Annotated in this window: 15 protein-coding genes and 2 tRNA genes; 3 read left to right on the top strand and 14 right to left on the bottom strand. The window is 57.5% G+C overall.

What is annotated here, in order from left to right; genetic code table 11:
* Nucleotides 1-85: 85 nt before the first annotated feature.
* The 4 genes from HOP51_RS05155 to sdhC are packed head-to-tail and all read right to left on the bottom strand — an operon-like array spanning nt 86 to nt 3,299.
* The gene (locus tag HOP51_RS05155) at nt 86-790 is read right to left on the bottom strand and encodes a succinate dehydrogenase iron-sulfur subunit (protein WP_209477383.1); all 705 of its coding nucleotides are present in this window, start codon (nt 788-790) and stop codon (nt 86-88) included.
* Nucleotides 791-804: 14 nt separating this feature from the next.
* Nucleotides 805-2,577, bottom strand: a complete 1,773-nt coding sequence (gene sdhA / locus HOP51_RS05150) for a succinate dehydrogenase flavoprotein subunit (protein WP_234272890.1) — start codon at nt 2,575-2,577, stop codon at nt 805-807.
* 3 nt (nt 2,578-2,580) lie between these two features.
* On the bottom strand, nt 2,581-2,928 hold the full coding sequence (gene sdhD, locus HOP51_RS05145; protein ID WP_159550837.1) for a succinate dehydrogenase, hydrophobic membrane anchor protein: 348 nt from the start codon (nt 2,926-2,928) through the stop codon (nt 2,581-2,583).
* Nucleotides 2,922-3,299, bottom strand: a complete 378-nt coding sequence (gene sdhC / locus HOP51_RS05140) for a succinate dehydrogenase, cytochrome b556 subunit (RefSeq protein ID WP_234272889.1) — start codon at nt 3,297-3,299, stop codon at nt 2,922-2,924. Before sdhC ends, sdhD begins: the two co-directional genes overlap by 7 nt.
* 465 nt (nt 3,300-3,764) lie before the next feature.
* Between sdhC and gltA the strand changes: the two genes are divergently transcribed.
* Both gltA and HOP51_RS05130 read left to right on the top strand, forming a co-directional pair.
* Nucleotides 3,765-5,048, top strand: coding sequence for a citrate synthase (gltA, locus tag HOP51_RS05135; RefSeq protein ID WP_234272888.1), 1,284 nt, complete (start codon nt 3,765-3,767; stop codon nt 5,046-5,048).
* Nucleotides 5,049-5,190: 142 nt separating this feature from the next.
* Nucleotides 5,191-6,081 (top strand): NAD(P)-dependent oxidoreductase, encoded by an 891-nt coding sequence (locus tag HOP51_RS05130; protein WP_234272887.1) that lies wholly within the window; start codon nt 5,191-5,193, stop codon nt 6,079-6,081.
* Nucleotides 6,082-6,567: 486 nt separating this feature from the next.
* Here the strand turns inward: HOP51_RS05130 and HOP51_RS05125 are convergent.
* The 3 genes from HOP51_RS05125 to gltX form a co-directional block, all read right to left on the bottom strand.
* Nucleotides 6,568-6,643 (bottom strand) — tRNA-Glu (locus tag HOP51_RS05125).
* A gap of 30 nt (nt 6,644-6,673) precedes the next feature.
* Nucleotides 6,674-6,749: transfer RNA gene (locus tag HOP51_RS05120), tRNA-Ala, on the bottom strand.
* Nucleotides 6,750-6,887: 138 nt separating this feature from the next.
* Nucleotides 6,888-8,366 carry a glutamate--tRNA ligase gene (gene gltX / locus HOP51_RS05115; protein ID WP_234272886.1) on the bottom strand — a complete coding sequence of 493 codons (1,479 nt, stop codon included), beginning with the start codon at nt 8,364-8,366 and terminating at the stop codon, nt 6,888-6,890.
* 254 nt (nt 8,367-8,620) lie between these two features.
* On the opposite strand from gltX, the gene HOP51_RS05110 reads away from it, so the two are divergent.
* On the top strand, nt 8,621-9,217 hold the full coding sequence (locus HOP51_RS05110; protein ID WP_234272885.1) for a helix-turn-helix domain-containing protein: 597 nt from the start codon (nt 8,621-8,623) through the stop codon (nt 9,215-9,217).
* A 21-nt stretch (nt 9,218-9,238) separates the two neighbouring features.
* Here HOP51_RS05110 and HOP51_RS05105 read toward each other — a convergent pair whose 3' ends face one another.
* From HOP51_RS05105 to HOP51_RS05075, 7 genes are all read right to left on the bottom strand, one after another.
* Nucleotides 9,239-9,820, bottom strand: a complete 582-nt coding sequence (locus HOP51_RS05105) for a hypothetical protein (protein WP_234272884.1) — start codon at nt 9,818-9,820, stop codon at nt 9,239-9,241.
* Nucleotides 9,821-9,890: 70 nt separating this feature from the next.
* Complete coding sequence (locus HOP51_RS05100; protein ID WP_234272883.1) at nt 9,891-10,085, bottom strand: hypothetical protein; 195 nt, start codon at nt 10,083-10,085, stop codon at nt 9,891-9,893.
* Nucleotides 10,086-10,144: 59 nt separating this feature from the next.
* A complete protein-coding gene (locus tag HOP51_RS05095; RefSeq protein ID WP_234272882.1) occupies nt 10,145-10,744 on the bottom strand; it encodes a hypothetical protein in 600 nt (199 codons plus the stop codon).
* A 1,224-nt stretch (nt 10,745-11,968) separates the two neighbouring features.
* Nucleotides 11,969-13,474 (bottom strand): glycerol kinase GlpK, encoded by a 1,506-nt coding sequence (gene glpK / locus HOP51_RS05090; RefSeq protein ID WP_234272881.1) that lies wholly within the window; start codon nt 13,472-13,474, stop codon nt 11,969-11,971.
* Nucleotides 13,475-13,529: 55 nt separating this feature from the next.
* Entirely contained in the window at nt 13,530-14,699 is a 1,170-nt protein-coding gene (uxuA, locus tag HOP51_RS05085; protein ID WP_234272880.1) for a mannonate dehydratase, read from the bottom strand.
* Between the two features lie 64 nt (nt 14,700-14,763).
* Nucleotides 14,764-15,513 carry an FCD domain-containing protein gene (locus tag HOP51_RS05080; protein ID WP_234272879.1) on the bottom strand — a complete coding sequence of 250 codons (750 nt, stop codon included), beginning with the start codon at nt 15,511-15,513 and terminating at the stop codon, nt 14,764-14,766.
* Nucleotides 15,514-17,337, bottom strand: coding sequence for a glycoside hydrolase family 2 protein (locus HOP51_RS05075; protein ID WP_234272878.1), 1,824 nt, complete (start codon nt 17,335-17,337; stop codon nt 15,514-15,516).
* Nucleotides 17,338-17,344: the final 7 nt, after the last annotated feature.

The raw sequence follows: 17,344 nt of genomic DNA, 5'->3' as shown, positions 1-17,344 counted from the left end.
TCTCTTGCTGCTGTCTGCGAGCCGACCGCGACATGTCGTCGCGATCGAACTGCGGTGAGTATGATAACAAGCTACGCGCCACGATTTAAGTGGCATTCGCAAGCAGCATGTCACGGATCTTGCCGATCGCCCGCGTGGGGTTGAGCCCCTTCGGACATACCGCGACGCAGTTCATGATGCCGCGGCAGCGGAACACGCTGAACGGATCCTCCAGCTCGGCCAAGCGCTCGCGTGTGGCCGTGTCGCGCGAATCCGCCAGGAATCGGTAAGACTGCAGTAGGCCGGCCGGTCCGACGAACTTGTCGGGGTTCCACCAGAACGACGGGCAGGAGGTGGAACAGCAGGCGCACAGGATGCACTCGTAGAGGCCGTCGAGCTTGTCGCGGTCCTCCGGCGACTGCAGGCGCTCGATGGCCGGCGCCGGCTCGTCGTTCTGCAGGTACGGCTGGATGCGCTCGTACTGCTTGTAGAACAGTCCCATGTCGACCACCAGGTCGCGCACCACCGGCAGGCCCGGCAGCGGACGCAGCACCAGCTTGTTGTCCTTGACCACGTCGGACAGCGAGGTGATGCAGGCCAGGCCGTTCTTGCCGTTCATGTTCATGCCGTCGGAGCCGCACACGCCCTCGCGGCAACTGCGGCGGAAGGCCAGGGTGGTGTCCTCGGCCTTGAGCATCTCCAGCACGTTCAGCACCATCAGGTCGCGGCCCTGGGTGTCGAGCTGGTACTCCTGCATGTAGGGTGCGGAGTCGGTTTCCGGGTTGTAGCGGTAAATGGATACCTGAAGCATCTCGTGACTCCCCCTTAGTAAGTACGGATTTTCGGCTCGAAGGTGTCGACGGTCTTCGGCTTGAAGTTGACGTCGCGCTTGCCGACCCGCTTCTCGGCCGGGAAGTACATTGAGTGCTTCAGCCAGTTGGTGTCATCACGGTCCGGATAGTCGTAGCGGGAGTGCGCGCCGCGGCTCTCCTTGCGCTCCAGTGCCGCAATGGCGGTAGCCTCGGCCACTTCCATCAGGTTGTCGAGTTCGAGCGCTTCGACGCGGGCGGTGTTGAAGGCGCCGGACTTGTCGGCCAAGTGCGCCTCGCCGATGCGGCCGCGCAGGTCGGCCAGCTTCTTGACCCCTTCCTGCATGTGCTCCTCCTGGCGGAACACGCCGAAGGCGTTCTGCATGATGCTCTGCAGCTCGGTCTTGAGCTCGGCCACGGATTCGCCGCCGGTGGACTCGTTCCAGCGGGTCATGCGCTTCATCGCCGCTTCGATGTCGGATTCGGAAGCGTCGAGGTACTCGATGCCCTCGTTGAGTGCACCCTCGATGAACATGCCGGCCGCACGGCCGAACACCACCAGGTCGAGCAACGAGTTGCCGCCCAGGCGGTTGGCGCCATGAACGGAGACACAGGCCGCCTCGCCGCAGGCGAACAGGCCATTGACGATGCGGTCGTTGCCATCGGCATCCTGCATGATCGCCTGGCCGTGCACGTTGGTCGGAATACCGCCCATCATGTAGTGACAGGTCGGCACCACAGGAATCGGTGCATTGACCGGATCGACGTGGGCGAAGATCTTGGACAGCTCGCTGATACCCGGTAGGCGCTTGTTGAGCACCTCCTCGCCCAGGTGGTCGAGCTTGAGGAAGACGTGATCGCCCTTCTCGCCGCAGCCACGGCCCTCGAGAATTTCCATGACCATGGAGCGCGCCACCACGTCACGGCCAGCGAGATCCTTGGCATTGGGCGCGTAGCGCTCCATGAAGCGTTCGCCGTCCTTGTTGACCAGGTAACCGCCTTCGCCGCGACAGCCTTCGGTGACCAACACGCCCGCACCGTAGATACCGGTGGGGTGAAACTGCCACATCTCCATGTCCTGCATCGGGAAGCCGGCACGCAGTGCCATGCCGATACCATCGCCGGTATTGATCAGGGCGTTGGTAGTGGAGGCGTAGATACGGCCCGCGCCACCAGTAGCCATGACGGTGGCCTTGGACTTGACGTGCACCACTTCACCGGTCTCGATGCACATGGCGATGCAACCCACCACGTCACCGTTGGCGTTCTTGACCAGATCGACCGCGAACCACTCGTTGAGGAAGGTGGTATTGTTCTTCAGGTTGTTCTGGTAAAGGGTGTGCAGCAGCGCATGGCCGGTACGATCGGCCGCGGCACAGGTACGTGCCGCCTGGCCGCCCTCGCCGAAGTTCTTGGATTGGCCGCCGAACGGGCGCTGGTAGATACGGCCGTTGTCGAAGCGCGAGAAGGGCAGGCCCATGTGCTCCAGCTCGAAGACCGCCTTGGGGCCTTCGGAGCACATGTATTCAGCTGCATCCTGGTCGGTGATGTAGTCGCCGCCCTTGACAGTATCGTACATGTGCCAGCGCCAGTCGTCGTTGGGGTCGGCCGAAGCGATGGCGCAGGTAATGCCGCCCTGGGCGGAAACGGTGTGCGAACGGGTCGGGAAGACCTTGGACAGCACGGCGGTCTTCTTGCCGGACTTGGCCAGCTCGAGCGCGGCGCGCAGGCCGGAACCGCCACCGCCGATGATGATGGCGTCGTAGGACAAGGTACGCATGTTAGACATGAATCAGGCTCCCCACAGAACTTGGATGCCCCAGACCAGGAACACGAACACGGCCAGGATGATGACGACTTGGGCGCCGAGGCGCACGGGCGTGGACTTGAGATAGTCGGTGGTCACGGTCCACAAGCCGATCCAGGCGTGCGCGGCGAGAGAGATAAAGGCCAGCAGCGAGAAGATACGCATCCAGGTCTGGGCGAAGAGCTGGCTCCAGGTGGCGTAGTCGAGCCCGGGATTGAACAGCAGGTACGCGACGATGAATACGGTGTAGAGTGCCAGAATAATGGCCGAGACACGCTGGATCAGCCAGTCGGAAAGGCCGCTGCGACCCAGATTGGTGATGTTGGTTACCATACCCAGACTCCCGCCAGAATGATCAGGACGGCACTGATGACCACGGTGGCCTGTGCCTTTTTGACGCCACCTTCCAAGGTCACGCCGTAACCGGCATCCATCAGCAGATGCTTGATGCCGGCCACGAAATGGAACGCCAGCGCCGACAACAACCCCCAGGCGATCAGCTTCGCCAGGACATTGTTGGCCAGAGCATCCCTGACGGCCGCAAAGCCTTCGGAGGATGACAACGACTTGTCGAGCGCCCAGAAGGCGAAAATGAGGCCGACGAACAGAATCACGCCGGTGATGCGATGGGCGATCGACGTCAGGGCGGGTAGCGGAAACTGTATCGTGGTGAGGTCGAGGTTGACGGGTCGTTTGCTATTCACGGCTCTATACACACTCTCTTGGCTCGCTCTTCAACCAATCGATGGGACCAGGCTCGAGCGGGCGGTGGTTTGAGGTAGGGGGCTCGCCGCTGCCGGGACGGGCATGACAACGAGTACCTGCCAGTCGCGCGGTGTGGATTATAGGGACATGGACTCCCAGTGACAAATTCGCGCTGGCCCGACTCGACCATGGTTCAAGCCCGCCCCACCCCAGGCGAGGCACAACGCTTTTGGGCGAAATTCCGAAGCCGGCCTGATTCGTGGCCTCGTGTAGTGCAAAGCACCATTTTTTATACAAATACTGAAAACTAACCCTGCCTGCGTACAACTAGCCGGTCGCTTTAGCCTAATTGACAATCCCGGGAACGCTTCTATAGTGGGCGGACCTTTTTCGCGGGCCAGCGCTTCAACAGGGTTTGCGAAAGAATGAGTTAACGATCACTTCGACTTCGAGAGGAGGCCAGAATGGCTGACAGGAAAGCGACACTGACGGTAGACGGCCTGGACAAGACCATTGAGCTGCCCGTCTACTCAGGCACCCTGGGCCCTGACGTGGTCGATGTCCGCAGTCTCGGCGCCGACGGCCTATTCACCTACGACCCCGGCTTCATGGCTACCTCCTCGTGCCAGTCGGCCATTACCTACATCGATGGCGCCAAGGGCGTACTGCTGCACCGCGGCTACCCGATCGACCAGTTGGCCAAGGAGTCCAACTTCGTCGAGGTGTGCTACACACTGCTGTTTGGCGAGCTACCCACCGACGAGCAATACGCCGACTTCGAATCGCGGGTCCGCAACCACACCATGGTGCACGACCAGATCAACAACTTTTTCAAGGGCTTCCGTCGCGATGCCCACCCGATGTCGATCCTGTGCGGCGTGGTTGGCGGCCTAGCGGCCTTCTACCACGACCACATGGATATCACCCAGAAAGAGGACCGCGTGATCAGCGCCATTCGCCTGATCGCCAAGATGCCGACCCTGGCGGCCATGTCCTACAAGTACAACGTCGGCCAGCCGTTCAACTACCCGCGCAACGACCTGAGCTATGCAGAGAATTTCCTCTACATGATGTTCAGCCATCCGTGCGAGGAGTACAAGGTCAATCCGGTTTACGCCAAGGCCATGGATCGCATCTTCATGCTCCACGCCGACCACGAGCAGAACGCCTCCACCTCCACGGTGCGCCTGGCCGGCTCCACCGGTGCCAACCCCTTCGCCTGCATCAGCGCCGGCATTGCCGCACTGTGGGGCCCGGCTCACGGTGGTGCCAACGAAGCGGTACTGAAGATGCTCGACGAAATCGGCGACGATTCCGAAGAGAACATCCAACGCTTCATCGACAAGGCCAAGGACAAGGACGACCCGTTCAAGCTGATGGGCTTCGGCCATCGCGTGTATCGCAACTTCGATCCGCGCGCCAAGGTAATGAAGGAGACCTGCGACGAGGTGCTGGCCGAACTCGGCATCGACGACCCGCAGCTCAAGATCGCCAAACGCCTGGAGCAGATCGCTCTTGAGGACGAGTACTTCGTGGAGCGCAAACTCTACCCCAACGTTGACTTCTATTCCGGCATCATTCTCAAGGCCATGGGCATCCCGACCAACATGTTCACGGTGATCTTCGCCGTGTCGCGCACCATCGGCTGGATCTCCCACTGGCACGAGATGCTCTCCAGCGATTACAAGATCGGCCGTCCGCGCCAGCTCTACACCGGTCATCCGCAACGCGACTATCCTGCCAAGTAAGTCGGCAGCAGCGGCCTGGCCGCACGTACTCAACGTACCGGAAAGCCGCCTTCGGGCGGCTTTCTGCATCTCAAACTTCGCATGCAGGCCAAGCGAGCCATGACGGACTCCCGGCGCTGCCATCAACGAGAGGGAACCCCCTATGCAACAGCAGATTTCCACTGTCGCCTTCATTGGCCTGGGCGTGATGGGCTACCCCATGGCTGGCCACTTGGCCCGAGCTGGGCTCACCGTGCGCGTTTACAACCGCAGCGAAGCCAAAGCCAGGGCCTGGGTCGAGGAATATGACGGCAGCCACCACGCCACCCCCAGGGAAGCCGCCCAGGGGGCCGATCTGGTACTGGTCTGCGTGGGCAATGACGACGATGTGCGTCAAGTTACCGTAGGCGAGCAAGGCGCCCTCTCAGGCATGGACGCGGGCAGCCTGCTGGTCGACCACACCACCGCCTCGGCCGATCTCGCAGAAGAACTCGATGGCGCTTGCCGCGCAAAGGGCATCGGCTTCATCGACGCGCCGGTATCGGGTGGGCAACAAGGCGCAGAGAACGGCGCGCTGACGATCATGTGCGGCGGCACGGAAGCGAATTTCACCCGCGTCAAGGCGACACTCGGCCACTATGCCAGGGCAGTGACCCTGATGGGGCCAGCCGGTAGCGGGCAGCTGACCAAAATGGTCAATCAGATCTGCATTGCAGGCTTGGTACAGGGCTTGGCCGAAGGCCTGCATTTCGCCGAACAGGCCGGACTCGACCAGCAGCGCGTCATTGAAGTGATCTCCAAGGGAGCCGCCGGCTCCTGGCAGATGGAGAATCGCCACAAGACCATGATTGCCGACGAGTACGAACACGGCTTCGCCGTCGACTGGATGCGCAAGGACCTGGGGATTTGTCTCGAGCAGGCACGCCGCCTTCAGGCTCGCCTGCCGGTTACCGCCCTCGTCGACCAGTTCTATGCTGACGTGCAGGTCATGGGCGGCGGCCGCTGGGACACCTCCTCACTGCTGCGCCGACTGCGGGAGTTCGGACGAAGCTGACCCACTCCATACGAAACACGCTGAGAAGCGTCGCCTATCCGCGACGCCTCTCATGAGAAAGTACCAGAAAAGTGGCCAACCGATCTTGACATGACCCGCTTTACACGGAGCGAATCACGACTCCCCAACGGCCCGAACGTTTTCCACACATTTTGTGGATAACCCTGTTCACAACCTCAAGAAAACATCATCGGATCGGCATGAGAAGGGGCTTCCACTTAGATTGGTTACTTTTTGATCAATTTTAAACTACTGATATTTATAGGTTTTTGCAGCTGCACACTCATCCAGCACCATTTCGGGCAATTACACACAGGAGGAGAGCCCAGATACTGAGCAAGTGGACAAGTCAAGCCTAAGAGGCTGAAAAAGCGGCCTCTTTAATGGGATTTTTACGCAAGGAAACATGTCGTAACACACTCATACACGGAGTGCTGAGATCACGAGCGACACGGAGAACCATGCAGGGAGAGTAATCGGAAGAAGTGGCGTCCCATAGGGGGTTCGAACCCCTGTTCCCGCCGTGAAAGGGCGGTGTCCTAGACCACTAGACGAATGGGACGCAACGCCATCACGTTTCGGCACGCAAGATTGGTGGAGCCTAGCGGGATCGAACCGCTGACCTCGACACTGCCAGTGTCGCGCTCTCCCAGCTGAGCTAAGGCCCCAAATGCGCCGTGAAGACGGGGCGTATGTTACTGATTCACCCCATCTTCGTCAACAGTTTCTAGAAGGAAGAGTGAAGAGATAAGACCGGCCTCCTCCTCAAGCGCCGCTCTTCCTTCTTCAAGCGGCGCAGCCGCATCTTACAGCGCCTTGTACTCCTTCTCGAAGCGCTTGGCCTGCTTCTTGGAAACTCCGCCGAGCACTTCGATGGCGTGACGCAGCCTCGCTCTAGTCATGTCTGAACCGAGAATTGCCATGGCATCCATGACCGAGGTGCTGGCCGTGGAACCGGTGATGGCGATGAAGACCGGCGCCAGGAACTCCTTCATCTTGAGCTCGAAATGCCCGGCCAGCGACTTGACCTCGGCGAGCAGCGCCTCCTTGTGCCAGGCCGATACCGCCTCGAAGCGCCAAGTCAGGAACTGCAGCAACCTGACCAACTCCTCGCGCTCCAGTTTGACGGTATCGAAGTCGTCCTCACGCAGCGAGGGCACACCACCGAAGAAGTGGCCCACCAATGGCGCTACCTGCGAGAGAGTCTCTACCCGGGGCCGCACCTGCGGCAGGATCTGTCCGACGTATTCCTCATTGAAGGCCCACTCCATCAGCGCCTTGAGAAACGCCCTATCGTCCAGGTCCTCACGAATATAAAGCCCGTTGAGCCAGGTCAGCTTCTCCAGGTCGAAGACAGGCCCGCCCAGCGACACACGCTGAATGTCGAAGTGCGACATCATCTCGTCGAGGCTGAACTTCTCTCGTTCGTCGGGCATCGACCAGCCCATGCGGCCCAGGTAGTTAATCACCGCCTGGGGCAAGAAACCCATGCGACGATAATAGTTGATCGAGGTAGGGTTCTTACGCTTGGAGAGCTTCGATTTGTCGGGGTTGCGAAGTAGCGGCATATGGCACAGCACCGGCATCTGCCAGCCGAAGTACTCGTACAGCAACTGGTGCTTGGGGGCCGAGTTGATCCACTCCTCGCCACGCAGCACGTGGGTAATGCCCATCAGATAGTCATCCACCACATTGGCCAAGTGATAGGTGGGCATGCCGTCGGATTTGAGCAGAATCTGCGCATCCACCTGCGCCCAGTCGACTTCGATAGTGCCCCGCAGCATGTCGTCGATCCGGCAAGTACCGCTGGCCGGCACCTTCATCCTTATCACGTAGGGCCAACCCTCGCGCTCGCGCCGAGCAGCCTCCTCCTCGGGCAGTGCCAGGTCGGCAGGCTTGAGTGCGAGATGCATCCCGCTCGCCTTGCGCGCCTCTCTCAACTCGTCCAGCTCTTCACTGGTGCGGTAACACTTGAAGGCATGCCCCGCTTCGATCAATTGGCGGGCGTATTCGGCATAGATGTCGCCACGCTCACTCTGACGGTAAGGGCCATGAGGGCCACCTACGTCGGGCCCTTCGTCCCACTCCAGCCCAAGCCAGCGCAGCGAGTCGAGGATCATCTGCTCGGACTCCAAGGTCGAGCGCGCCCGATCCGTATCCTCGATGCGTAGAATGAACTGGCCACCGCGCTGCCTCGCAAAGCAGAGATTGAACAGCGCGATATAAGCCGTGCCTACGTGGGGGTCGCCGGTGGGAGACGGAGCAATGCGAGTACGTACAGTCATGTCGTCCTTATCCAAACGGGATTGTATGGCGGCATTATACGCACCTGCCTCGGCACAGACAGCCGCACAGCCGGCCACTCACCTTGAGACACACCAGAAGAATTGAAGAATTTTTAATAATGCTTCTCATTCCCTTCCACGAGTAATAGCCTGCGCTCAGAGTCGATTTACCGTTGACATGTTGAATTTGCACAGTTAACACAGATCACTGACTATCGACTTCCTTTTGTAGCCACAGTCGCCAGGTTGATGAAATGGATTCATTGGGCCAGAAAATCAAGCGCTTACGCTTGCAGGCAAACCTTAACAAGGCTGCACTGGCAAGGAAGGTAGGTGTTTCCGATGTCACTATCTCATACTGGGAGTCGGGAGCGATCAAGCAGATCGGTCATGAAAGGCTGGTAGCGCTGGCGGATGCCCTAGGTTGTACGCTGGGTCAACTACTCGAAGGTGACACACAAACGACCTCGGCGCCGCTGTATCTACGTGGCAACTCCCCGGTGCCCTGGCAGGCTCCCAATGCCAACCGCTTCAGCCTTTCAGGGGGGATATTAGCAGGCCTCGATTGGCAGGGTGAGTGTTATCTCGTCACGCCCGCGCCAGGAGAGCAATTCGCTTTTCTGGAAAGTGGGGATCTGGCTGCTTTCGGCCCGACGGAAAATTGCGAGCTACCCGGGCATTATCTGATCGAGGGTTCAGGAGGGCTTTATATCGGCCAACTCCAGTACGGTAGCCGAGGCGAGCTATTATGCTACAATGGGAGCGATTCCATGGCCTCGCTGGTTCCGTTGGAGGCAACCGAGAAGGTCGTAGGCAGGCTGCTGGCTCGTTGGCGCAAGGATGGCGTCTGAGCGACGCCCATCATTCATGTTTCATTCGACCTCCAACACCTCTACCTGGTCGGTAGCCCGGCGCGGCTCACTGCCGATAAGGTAGCGCCGCGAATAGCTTGCCACCTGGCCCAGGCCATGCCGCGAGCTACGCACCAACTCCCCCTCGAGATATTCCCCCTGCTCACCGACTCGCTCCCGCACGGACGCGGGTTGCACGCTCGCTTCCACCAGATTGACCGTGATGGTATAGCCCCCATCGGGTAGACCGCTGCCCGGCCCGAAGGGACCGGCGGCAAATTGGCCGTCCGCCACTGAAGTACGCGATTGCCAGCGTACCCCGCTCAACTCACGCTCCACCACTAGCAGGAGCCGGGTTTCCTCCGGCAAATTGGTTTCACCCTGCACCATGAGCCGACGGTCGCTGCGCAAGGAGGCCGAAGCATTGATCTCGACCTGTAGCGGGTCCACCTCGACCGGTTCCGGAACAGGCTCGCTTGCAACATCGGTCGCCGGCTCGGGCTGCACCTCCTCCTCTACTGTCGTGTCATTGCCATCGCCACCGCAGCCCGACAGCCACAGCACTGCCATCAGCCCCATGCAGGATCGACGCCACGCCTTCATGCCCTTCTCCTGACTAAACAGAACTCTCCTAGCCTAACATTCAGGCTGGCGACAAGTCCTGTTCGGGCAGCTAGGGCTCGCATAGCTCACCTTCGCCCTCCTCGATACGCTCGAGCGCATGCATGACCTGACGCAACTCCCCTTCCGCCTCCTCCTCCAAGGCATCGATTACGTCTTCGTTCTCGAGTTCGATGGCTTGCCTGACAGGCCTCTCATATTCGAGACTGAAGAGTCGCTCCCGGCTGAGCCAGGAGCGAACAAGCAAGAGGCGACGGCCGCTTACGGAAGCGGCCGTGCTCTCGATCATATTCATTGAGGTTGGCGTCAGCCTCGGCCTAACCCGGGAGTGGGGTGCCGAGCCTGCCCATAAGGCAGGCAGTGCGAGGTATGCTCACCCGCACGAGCCAGCCGGTTGGCTATCTTGATGCACTCCCCCTGGGTCAGGAAAGGCCCTATGGCCCGCTCTCTTCCCTGCGTATGCAAGGTGAACTCATGCAGTTCCGGATAGTATCCACCCCCGCCACCAAGCCGTTCGGCATAAGTGTCGACCATGGCTGCCGCATCGGTAAAGATGCCGCACAAGGTCTCGTAGCGCGCCAGGGAGGCTGATTGGCTCCCCTCCTGCTCTCCTCTGCTCAAAAACTCCGTTAGCAAGCAATGATATTTCTTGGTATCGAGAATACTCAGCGAGCGAGAAAAGACCTCTTCGTTGGAGCGCATGAGTTCTGCCGCGTTCTGGGAGTAGGAGGTACTGACCTTTTCGTATCGAATTGCCTCCGGCCCCATGCCAGCAGCCATGTTCATGCTGAGTCCATGGGGCCAGAACAGTATCCATGACATGAAGGCCACAAACAGCATGATGGCGAAACCAGGGCCTTTATCATCCAGGAACTTTGATCCTGCCTTCCAGGTTAGCCTGATCATTCTTTTTCTCCTGCGTCACTAGCCCCTATTGAGGCTTACGTTCAGCCTGGTTCAAACTCCTTTCGTACCTGTTCATATTCATTGGCAATGCGGCTGGACCACCGCGTGCACGAGATGCAGCCAAGGCCTAGCATACGCTTCCCTTGGTCATCGGCTTGTAAGAGCTTGTGGCAGCAGACGGCGAAAGCCTAGCCATAACCGGCCAGGCGCTGCCCGACTGCTTCGATCTCCTGCGGGTGCTTGGCTAGCCATGTTTCTCGGGCCACCAGCCATCCTGGCCTTCTCTCCTGCCGTACTTTCCAATGCCTGTTCCAATGGCAGCTCTACAGTGCCACTGGGAGACGACAAGCGAATTAACCTGAGTTAAATTTTCGTGTGGGAATTTTTCCTCAACGTTATTGCAGTGACCAAGATGTCACCATGCTGAGACAATCTGCTTGCGAGGTTACATAGCGCGAAGGAAAATTCGCAGGAAAATCACAAAAGAAGCCCGGCACACAGCCGGGCCTCAATCCTTGGTTCCTTTCCAGCTCACCATGACATCCTGTCATGCATCCTTGGCGTCATCGAGCCTCCTCTGCTCGGCGTTCCATCTTCCCCGCATCCTTGCGAGATATTAATCACCCTAGTGCCAGATAAGCAGCATGGCTAATGTTCAAAATTCATGAGTTTCCGCTAGGCAAAAGCTTTTATCAATACTCCTAGGTCTTTCCACCTGCAGAGCATTGCCACATCGTTTCATGATGGTTACATCCATAAAGAGGCAAGCCCGGCTATACACCGGGCTCTTTTTGATTCCCTCCACACCGCTTGGCATCCCTTCCATAACTCCCTGAGTATAAAGCCTTCCTGGCGCCTTCTTCCTTAGGAGCCTCCCTGGCTCGACCACGCAAATCTTGACAGATCGGGAGCGAAAAAAAAGCTGTCTTTGACGCTTTGGTTTGTAAGAAATCGCCGACAAGAGTTGTAATACGGATGCGACATGAGAGCGAATAGCAGTATCGTCAGGCGCTACCGGTTACGGTCAGCACAGCGATCAACCAGATCCACTTTGACGCCCTTGCCAGCCGACAATCAAGACATCGAAGGACTGGTGACGCAATCGTCCAATATTACTGTTGCGCAATTGCATAGCGAGTTTCCCCTCAATGAAATGCTGGCCATGGCCGGCAAGATACCAAGACCCTTGACTCGAGTTAGTGAAGCTCGTTGTTCCACTCGGGATCACTCACCTTCTTCACGCTCCCACCCCATGGTGCGCTGCACGGCCTTCCGCCAGCCACGGTAGAGCGTGTCACGCCGTTCGTCATCCATCGACGGGGTGAAGGCACGCTCAACTCTCCCCTTGTCAGCAACCTCTTCCTTGTTCCAGACTCCCACGGCAATGCCTGCCAGGTAGGCGGCCCCCAAGGCGGTGGTTTCAGTGACCTCAGGACGCTGCACTTCAACCCCGAGCATATCGGCCTGGAACTGCATCATCACATTGTTGGCCACGGCCCCGCCGTCGACGCGCAAGGACATGAGCTCGATCCCGGAGTCGGCCTGCATGGCATCGATCACGTCCTTGGTCTGGTAGGCCAGCGAGTCCAGCGTAGCCCGCGTCACATGCTCCTTGCGGGTGCCACGCGTCAAACCGAAGATCGCCCCACGGGCATACATGTCCCAATAGGGAGCCCCTAGCCCAGCGAAAGCCGGCACCACATAGACACCATCGGCGTCCTCCACCTTGCCGGCGTAATATTCGGAGTCTGCAGCGGAATCGATCATCTTGAGCTCATCGCGCAGCCACTGTACCGCAGCACCGGCGATGAAGATCGAGCCCTCCAGGGCATACTCGACCCGCCCGTTCAGACCCCAAGCAATAGTAGTCAGCAACCCCGACTTCGAGGGCACTGGCGTCTCACCAGTATTCATCAGCATGAAGCAGCCAGTGCCATAGGTATTCTTCACCATCCCCTTCTCGAAGCAGGATTGGCCGAAGAGCGCCGCCTGCTGATCTCCAGCAATACCAGCAATGGGAATCTGGGCTCCACCGAACATTTCGACTGCTGTCGTACCATAAACTTCGCTGGAAGAACGAACCTCCGGCAGCATGGCGGCGGGAATATCCAGCTCCTCAAGCATGCGCTGGTCCCATTCCAGATTGCGGATATTGTAGAGCTGAGTCCGCGAGGCGTTGCTGTAATCAGTGACATGGCGCGCTCCCCTGGTCAGGTTCCAGACCAGCCAGGTATCCATGGTCCCGAACAACAAGTCACCACGCTCCGCTCGCTCACGGGCACCCTCGACATTATCGAGAATCCAGCGGATCTTGGTTCCAGAGAAATAGGCATCGACAACCAGGCCGGTAGTCTCGCGGATATAGGGCTCGAGCCCACGCCCCTTGAGTTCATCGCACAAGGGGGCAGTGCGGCGATCCTGCCAGACGATGGCATGATAGACCGGCTTACCGGTATGGCGATCCCAGACCACGGTGGTCTCACGCTGGTTAGTAATGCCAATGGCAGCCACCTGAGAAGGCTTGACACCCTGGGTCTCCAGCACCTCTCGGGCCACCCCCATCTGGCTGCCCCAGATCTCCATGGCATCATGCTCTACCCAGCCCGGCGCCGGATAATGCTGGGCGAACTCCTTCTGGGCCACTCCCAGGATACGGGCATCGTGATCAAACAGGATGGCACGACAACTGGTGGTACCCTGATCGAACGACAGGATGTATGGCTTATCCATGCTTTTCTCGCTACCGGTGCGGATATCCACTATTATCGCCAGGTTTGATCTCAGTTCATGGTTTACGGCGTTGAGCACGCAGGGCTCGCTCGACCCCACGAATTTCTGCCATGCCCCTTAACCGCCCGATGGCCGGGTAACCAGGCTTGAAGCCACTGCGCAGGTCACTCAGCATGGCATGTCCATGATCGGGGCGGAAAGGCAGTTGCTCGCCCCGGCGTTCTTCAATATCGAGCACGATGTCCACCAGTTTCACCATATCGACATCGCCATCCAGGTGGGCATTCTCATAGAAGCTGGTACCGTCTGACTCCACCGTGGTATTGCGTAAATGGAGAAAATGCACACGCTCGGCCTGCTCCTCCAATATGGCACAGACATCATTGTCCCTGCGCACACTCAAGGACCCCGCACAGAGGGTGAAGCCATTGACCATGGAGGCGTTCATATCGGCTATATCGCGTAAATCCTGAGCCGTTGATACAACCCTCGGCAAACCGAACAACGAATAGGGCGGATCATCAGGATGAATGGCCAGCCTGATTCCATGCGGCTCCAGCTGAGGGATCACCCTGGACAAAAAGGCCGCCAGGTTGTCCTTCAATGTGGCAGAAGTAATCCCTGTATACGCTTCGAGCCGAGTCCTGAAACTCTCGAGACTATAGCTCTCCTCAGAGCCGGGAAGGCCGGCAATGATGTTACTGATCAACTCATCGATGTCTGCCACGCTCATTTCATCCAGCCGGCGACGCGCAGCATTGATGACCGACTCTTCATAGTCAGCTTCCGCACCAGGGCGCTTTAATACAAACAGATCAAAGGCAGCAGCATCGAGCGCGTCATAGCGCAGACATAAAGCACCATCAGATAGCTGGTGATGCAAGGAGGTACGGGTCCAATCCAGTACCGGCATGAAGTTGTAACAAATCGTCTTGACCCCAACCCCGGCAACGTTGATCGCGCTTTCTGCCCAAATATCGGCAAGCTTTTCCCAACCAGGGGTCTGGGTTTTGATATCTTCATGCACCGGAATACTTTCCACTACAGACCATTCAAGCCCTGCAGCCTCAATGACATTCTTTCTCTCGACCACATCTTCTTTTGACCACAGCGTACCATTCGGCACATGATGCAGTGCAGTTACGACGCCAGTTGAGCCCGCTTGCCGCACATCGGATAAGCTAATTAGGTCATCTGGCCCAAACCAACGCCATGTATATTTCATGATATTCTCCACTACATTGCTTATGCTGATTCATTCTGCCAGCATTTTTACAGCACCCGTCATCCTAGCCCGCACTGCTATTAAACAGATAGCCATCAAAATTTGGGTCATCCACGTCAGAAAGCTCCATCAGCGTATCACGAACATTCTCTAGATGCTGCCACATCGCCCGACGAGCGCCTTCCGAATCCTTTAACTGAAGCGCGGATAATATTTCCTGATGATCTCTCAACCACTGCTTTCTATAATCGGTATCAAAGATACGCTCATGGAGCCGAGCCCACATCAGACTCCGGTCTCTCGTCTTCCACAGCTCGGACACCGTATCTACCAACACACTGTTTTGGGTAGCCTCGGCGATCAAGCGATGGAATAGTTCATCGCTGGAGTAGTCATTATTCTGTTCCTCTATACCCTTACGCTCCATTTCAAGCGCTTGACGCATACGCAATATATCGCTCTTGGTAACAGATAAAGCAGCCAGTCCAGCGACATTGCTTTCCACTACCTGCCGGGCCTGCAAGAGCTCAAAAGGCCCCACATCATCCGCCGTCTCCAAGGGTTTTGGCGCAGAGAGCTCATCTGATATCAAATAGGTACCAGAACCTTTCTTGACTTCGACCAGGCCTTCTATCTCAAGCATGAGAATCGCTTCACGCGCAGCAGACCTACCAACATTCAGGGTCTCTGAAATCTGTCTCTCGGTCAGGATCCTATCACCTACTTGATATCCTTTCTTCCGAATGATCAGCTTCAGCTCTTCCGCCAACTCCTGATAGCGCCGCAAGCCTTTATACATCGAGAAACTTTCCATTCACTTATCTTTCATTTCATGATAAAACGCAGCCAAGACATCAAATGCTTCTTTCTTGGTCCGTTTATCAGCCGATATCAGCCCCTTACGATTGAACCCTCTCTGATAAATATTCTGGCGCCGCTCTACTCTGAAGTCATAAAGAATCCAGGGCGACATACCTTTTATATACTCCAGCTCGCGCAGCATCCCTATCTGCTGTCGATACACTTCTGCCATATAGGATTCACTGAACCAGCCCGTCACTGGCCCGTGGCATGTATTGTCACCATCGGCCCCGGTTTCTGAAATCACTACAGGGCGATCAGGATTCGAATTTTCACCAATAGTACGTAAGTCTTCTATATTTTCGTCATACCAGCCATAATATTCATTGATACCGATGACGTCTAGATGCTCCGCCAGGCGGTCTTCTATTTTCAATTTGGCGTGGTTGATCAAGCAGGCTGCAGCTACCAGCCGCGTCGGGTCATGCAGGCGGGCAGTTTCTGTCAACTTCCGCATGAATCTCAGCCGGCTATCGGTATCCGGATTCTCATTGCCCACTGACCAGATAATCACACTGGCTCGGTTACGATCACGGAAAATCACTTCAGCAAGCTGGTTCTTGGCATCCTTGAAGGTACTTTCACTTTCAAAGTCGATGGCCCAATAAACGGGAATTTCCTGCCACAGCATGAACCCCATTTCATCAGCGAGTTCGGCAACCCGCTCATGGTGAGGATAATGCGCCAAACGAAGGTAGTTACAACCCAGCTCCTTGGCATGCGCCAGCCTGCGCCGAATATCCTCTTCTGAGGTGACCTTGCCCATGGCTTCATCATCTTCATGGACCGAAATACCACGCAGCCAGACAGGTTCACCATTGAGTAGAATGTCAACACCATCACGCACGATGGTGCGAAAGCCGACTCTATCCGTGATGCGATCATCTCCAGCCGTCAGCACCACGTCGTATAATCTAGGATTGGCAGGCGACCAACGTTCGGGATCCGCCGCGATGCAGCAGCGGCCTCTGCCGACTCCTATCCCTACCCGTGTCGCTGCCTCCTGTGTAACAGTGATGTGCTGCGCGATTCCTAGCTCCGGGACTTCCAGTAGCGCTGTCGTGCTCTTGCCTCCCTCAAGGCCATCCAGTGCGACATCCACTTCGATCGAGCAGCCATCCTCGGACAGGCGAACGAACATGTCCTTGATAAAAATGCCAGGCAGAGTGAATAGCTCGACGTCCCGATAGACACCGCCATAATTGAACCAGTCCGTGTTGCGCATTGGCACCCGGTCCAGCGTGCGTGTGTTGTTGACACACAGCATCAACCAATTTTCACCATCAGCCAGATGTTCGGTCAATTCCACATAAAAGGGTGTCGAGCCACCGTAGTGATTGCCCAGGAATTTGCCGTTCATAAAGACCTTGCAATCATACTGGGCAGCGCCCACGCGCAGAACGTAACGTTCTTCGGGCTGTATGGCCACATCCAGCCTTCTGGTGTACCAGGCACTGCCCTCAAAGAAGTACCACTTCTCTTTCAGCATGGCCCAGTTGGAGGGCACCGGGACGGTTTCCCCCATGAAGGGGTCATAATCCCAGGGCTCGGTACGATCTGCCGGGGAGGCAGGTTGCAGCTCATACCATTTCTGGCGTAGCCCCGTATCCAGAAGGTCTACACAAAAATTCCAACTGCCATTGAGTGACACCGACTCACGTCCCTTGGTGAATACCATGGTATGGTGGTTCAGGTTCTGTGAATTCAGCGGCACATCATACTGCTCATCATGCAATGCAGTCAGAGCATTCTCCGCCATGGTTGAGCGTTCCAGCATGCTGTTC

The organism is Billgrantia zhangzhouensis (genome assembly GCF_021404465.1).
Taxonomy (GTDB): Bacteria; Pseudomonadota; Gammaproteobacteria; order Pseudomonadales; family Halomonadaceae; genus Halomonas; species Halomonas zhangzhouensis.
This window is presented reverse-complemented; position numbering and strand designations above follow the sequence as displayed.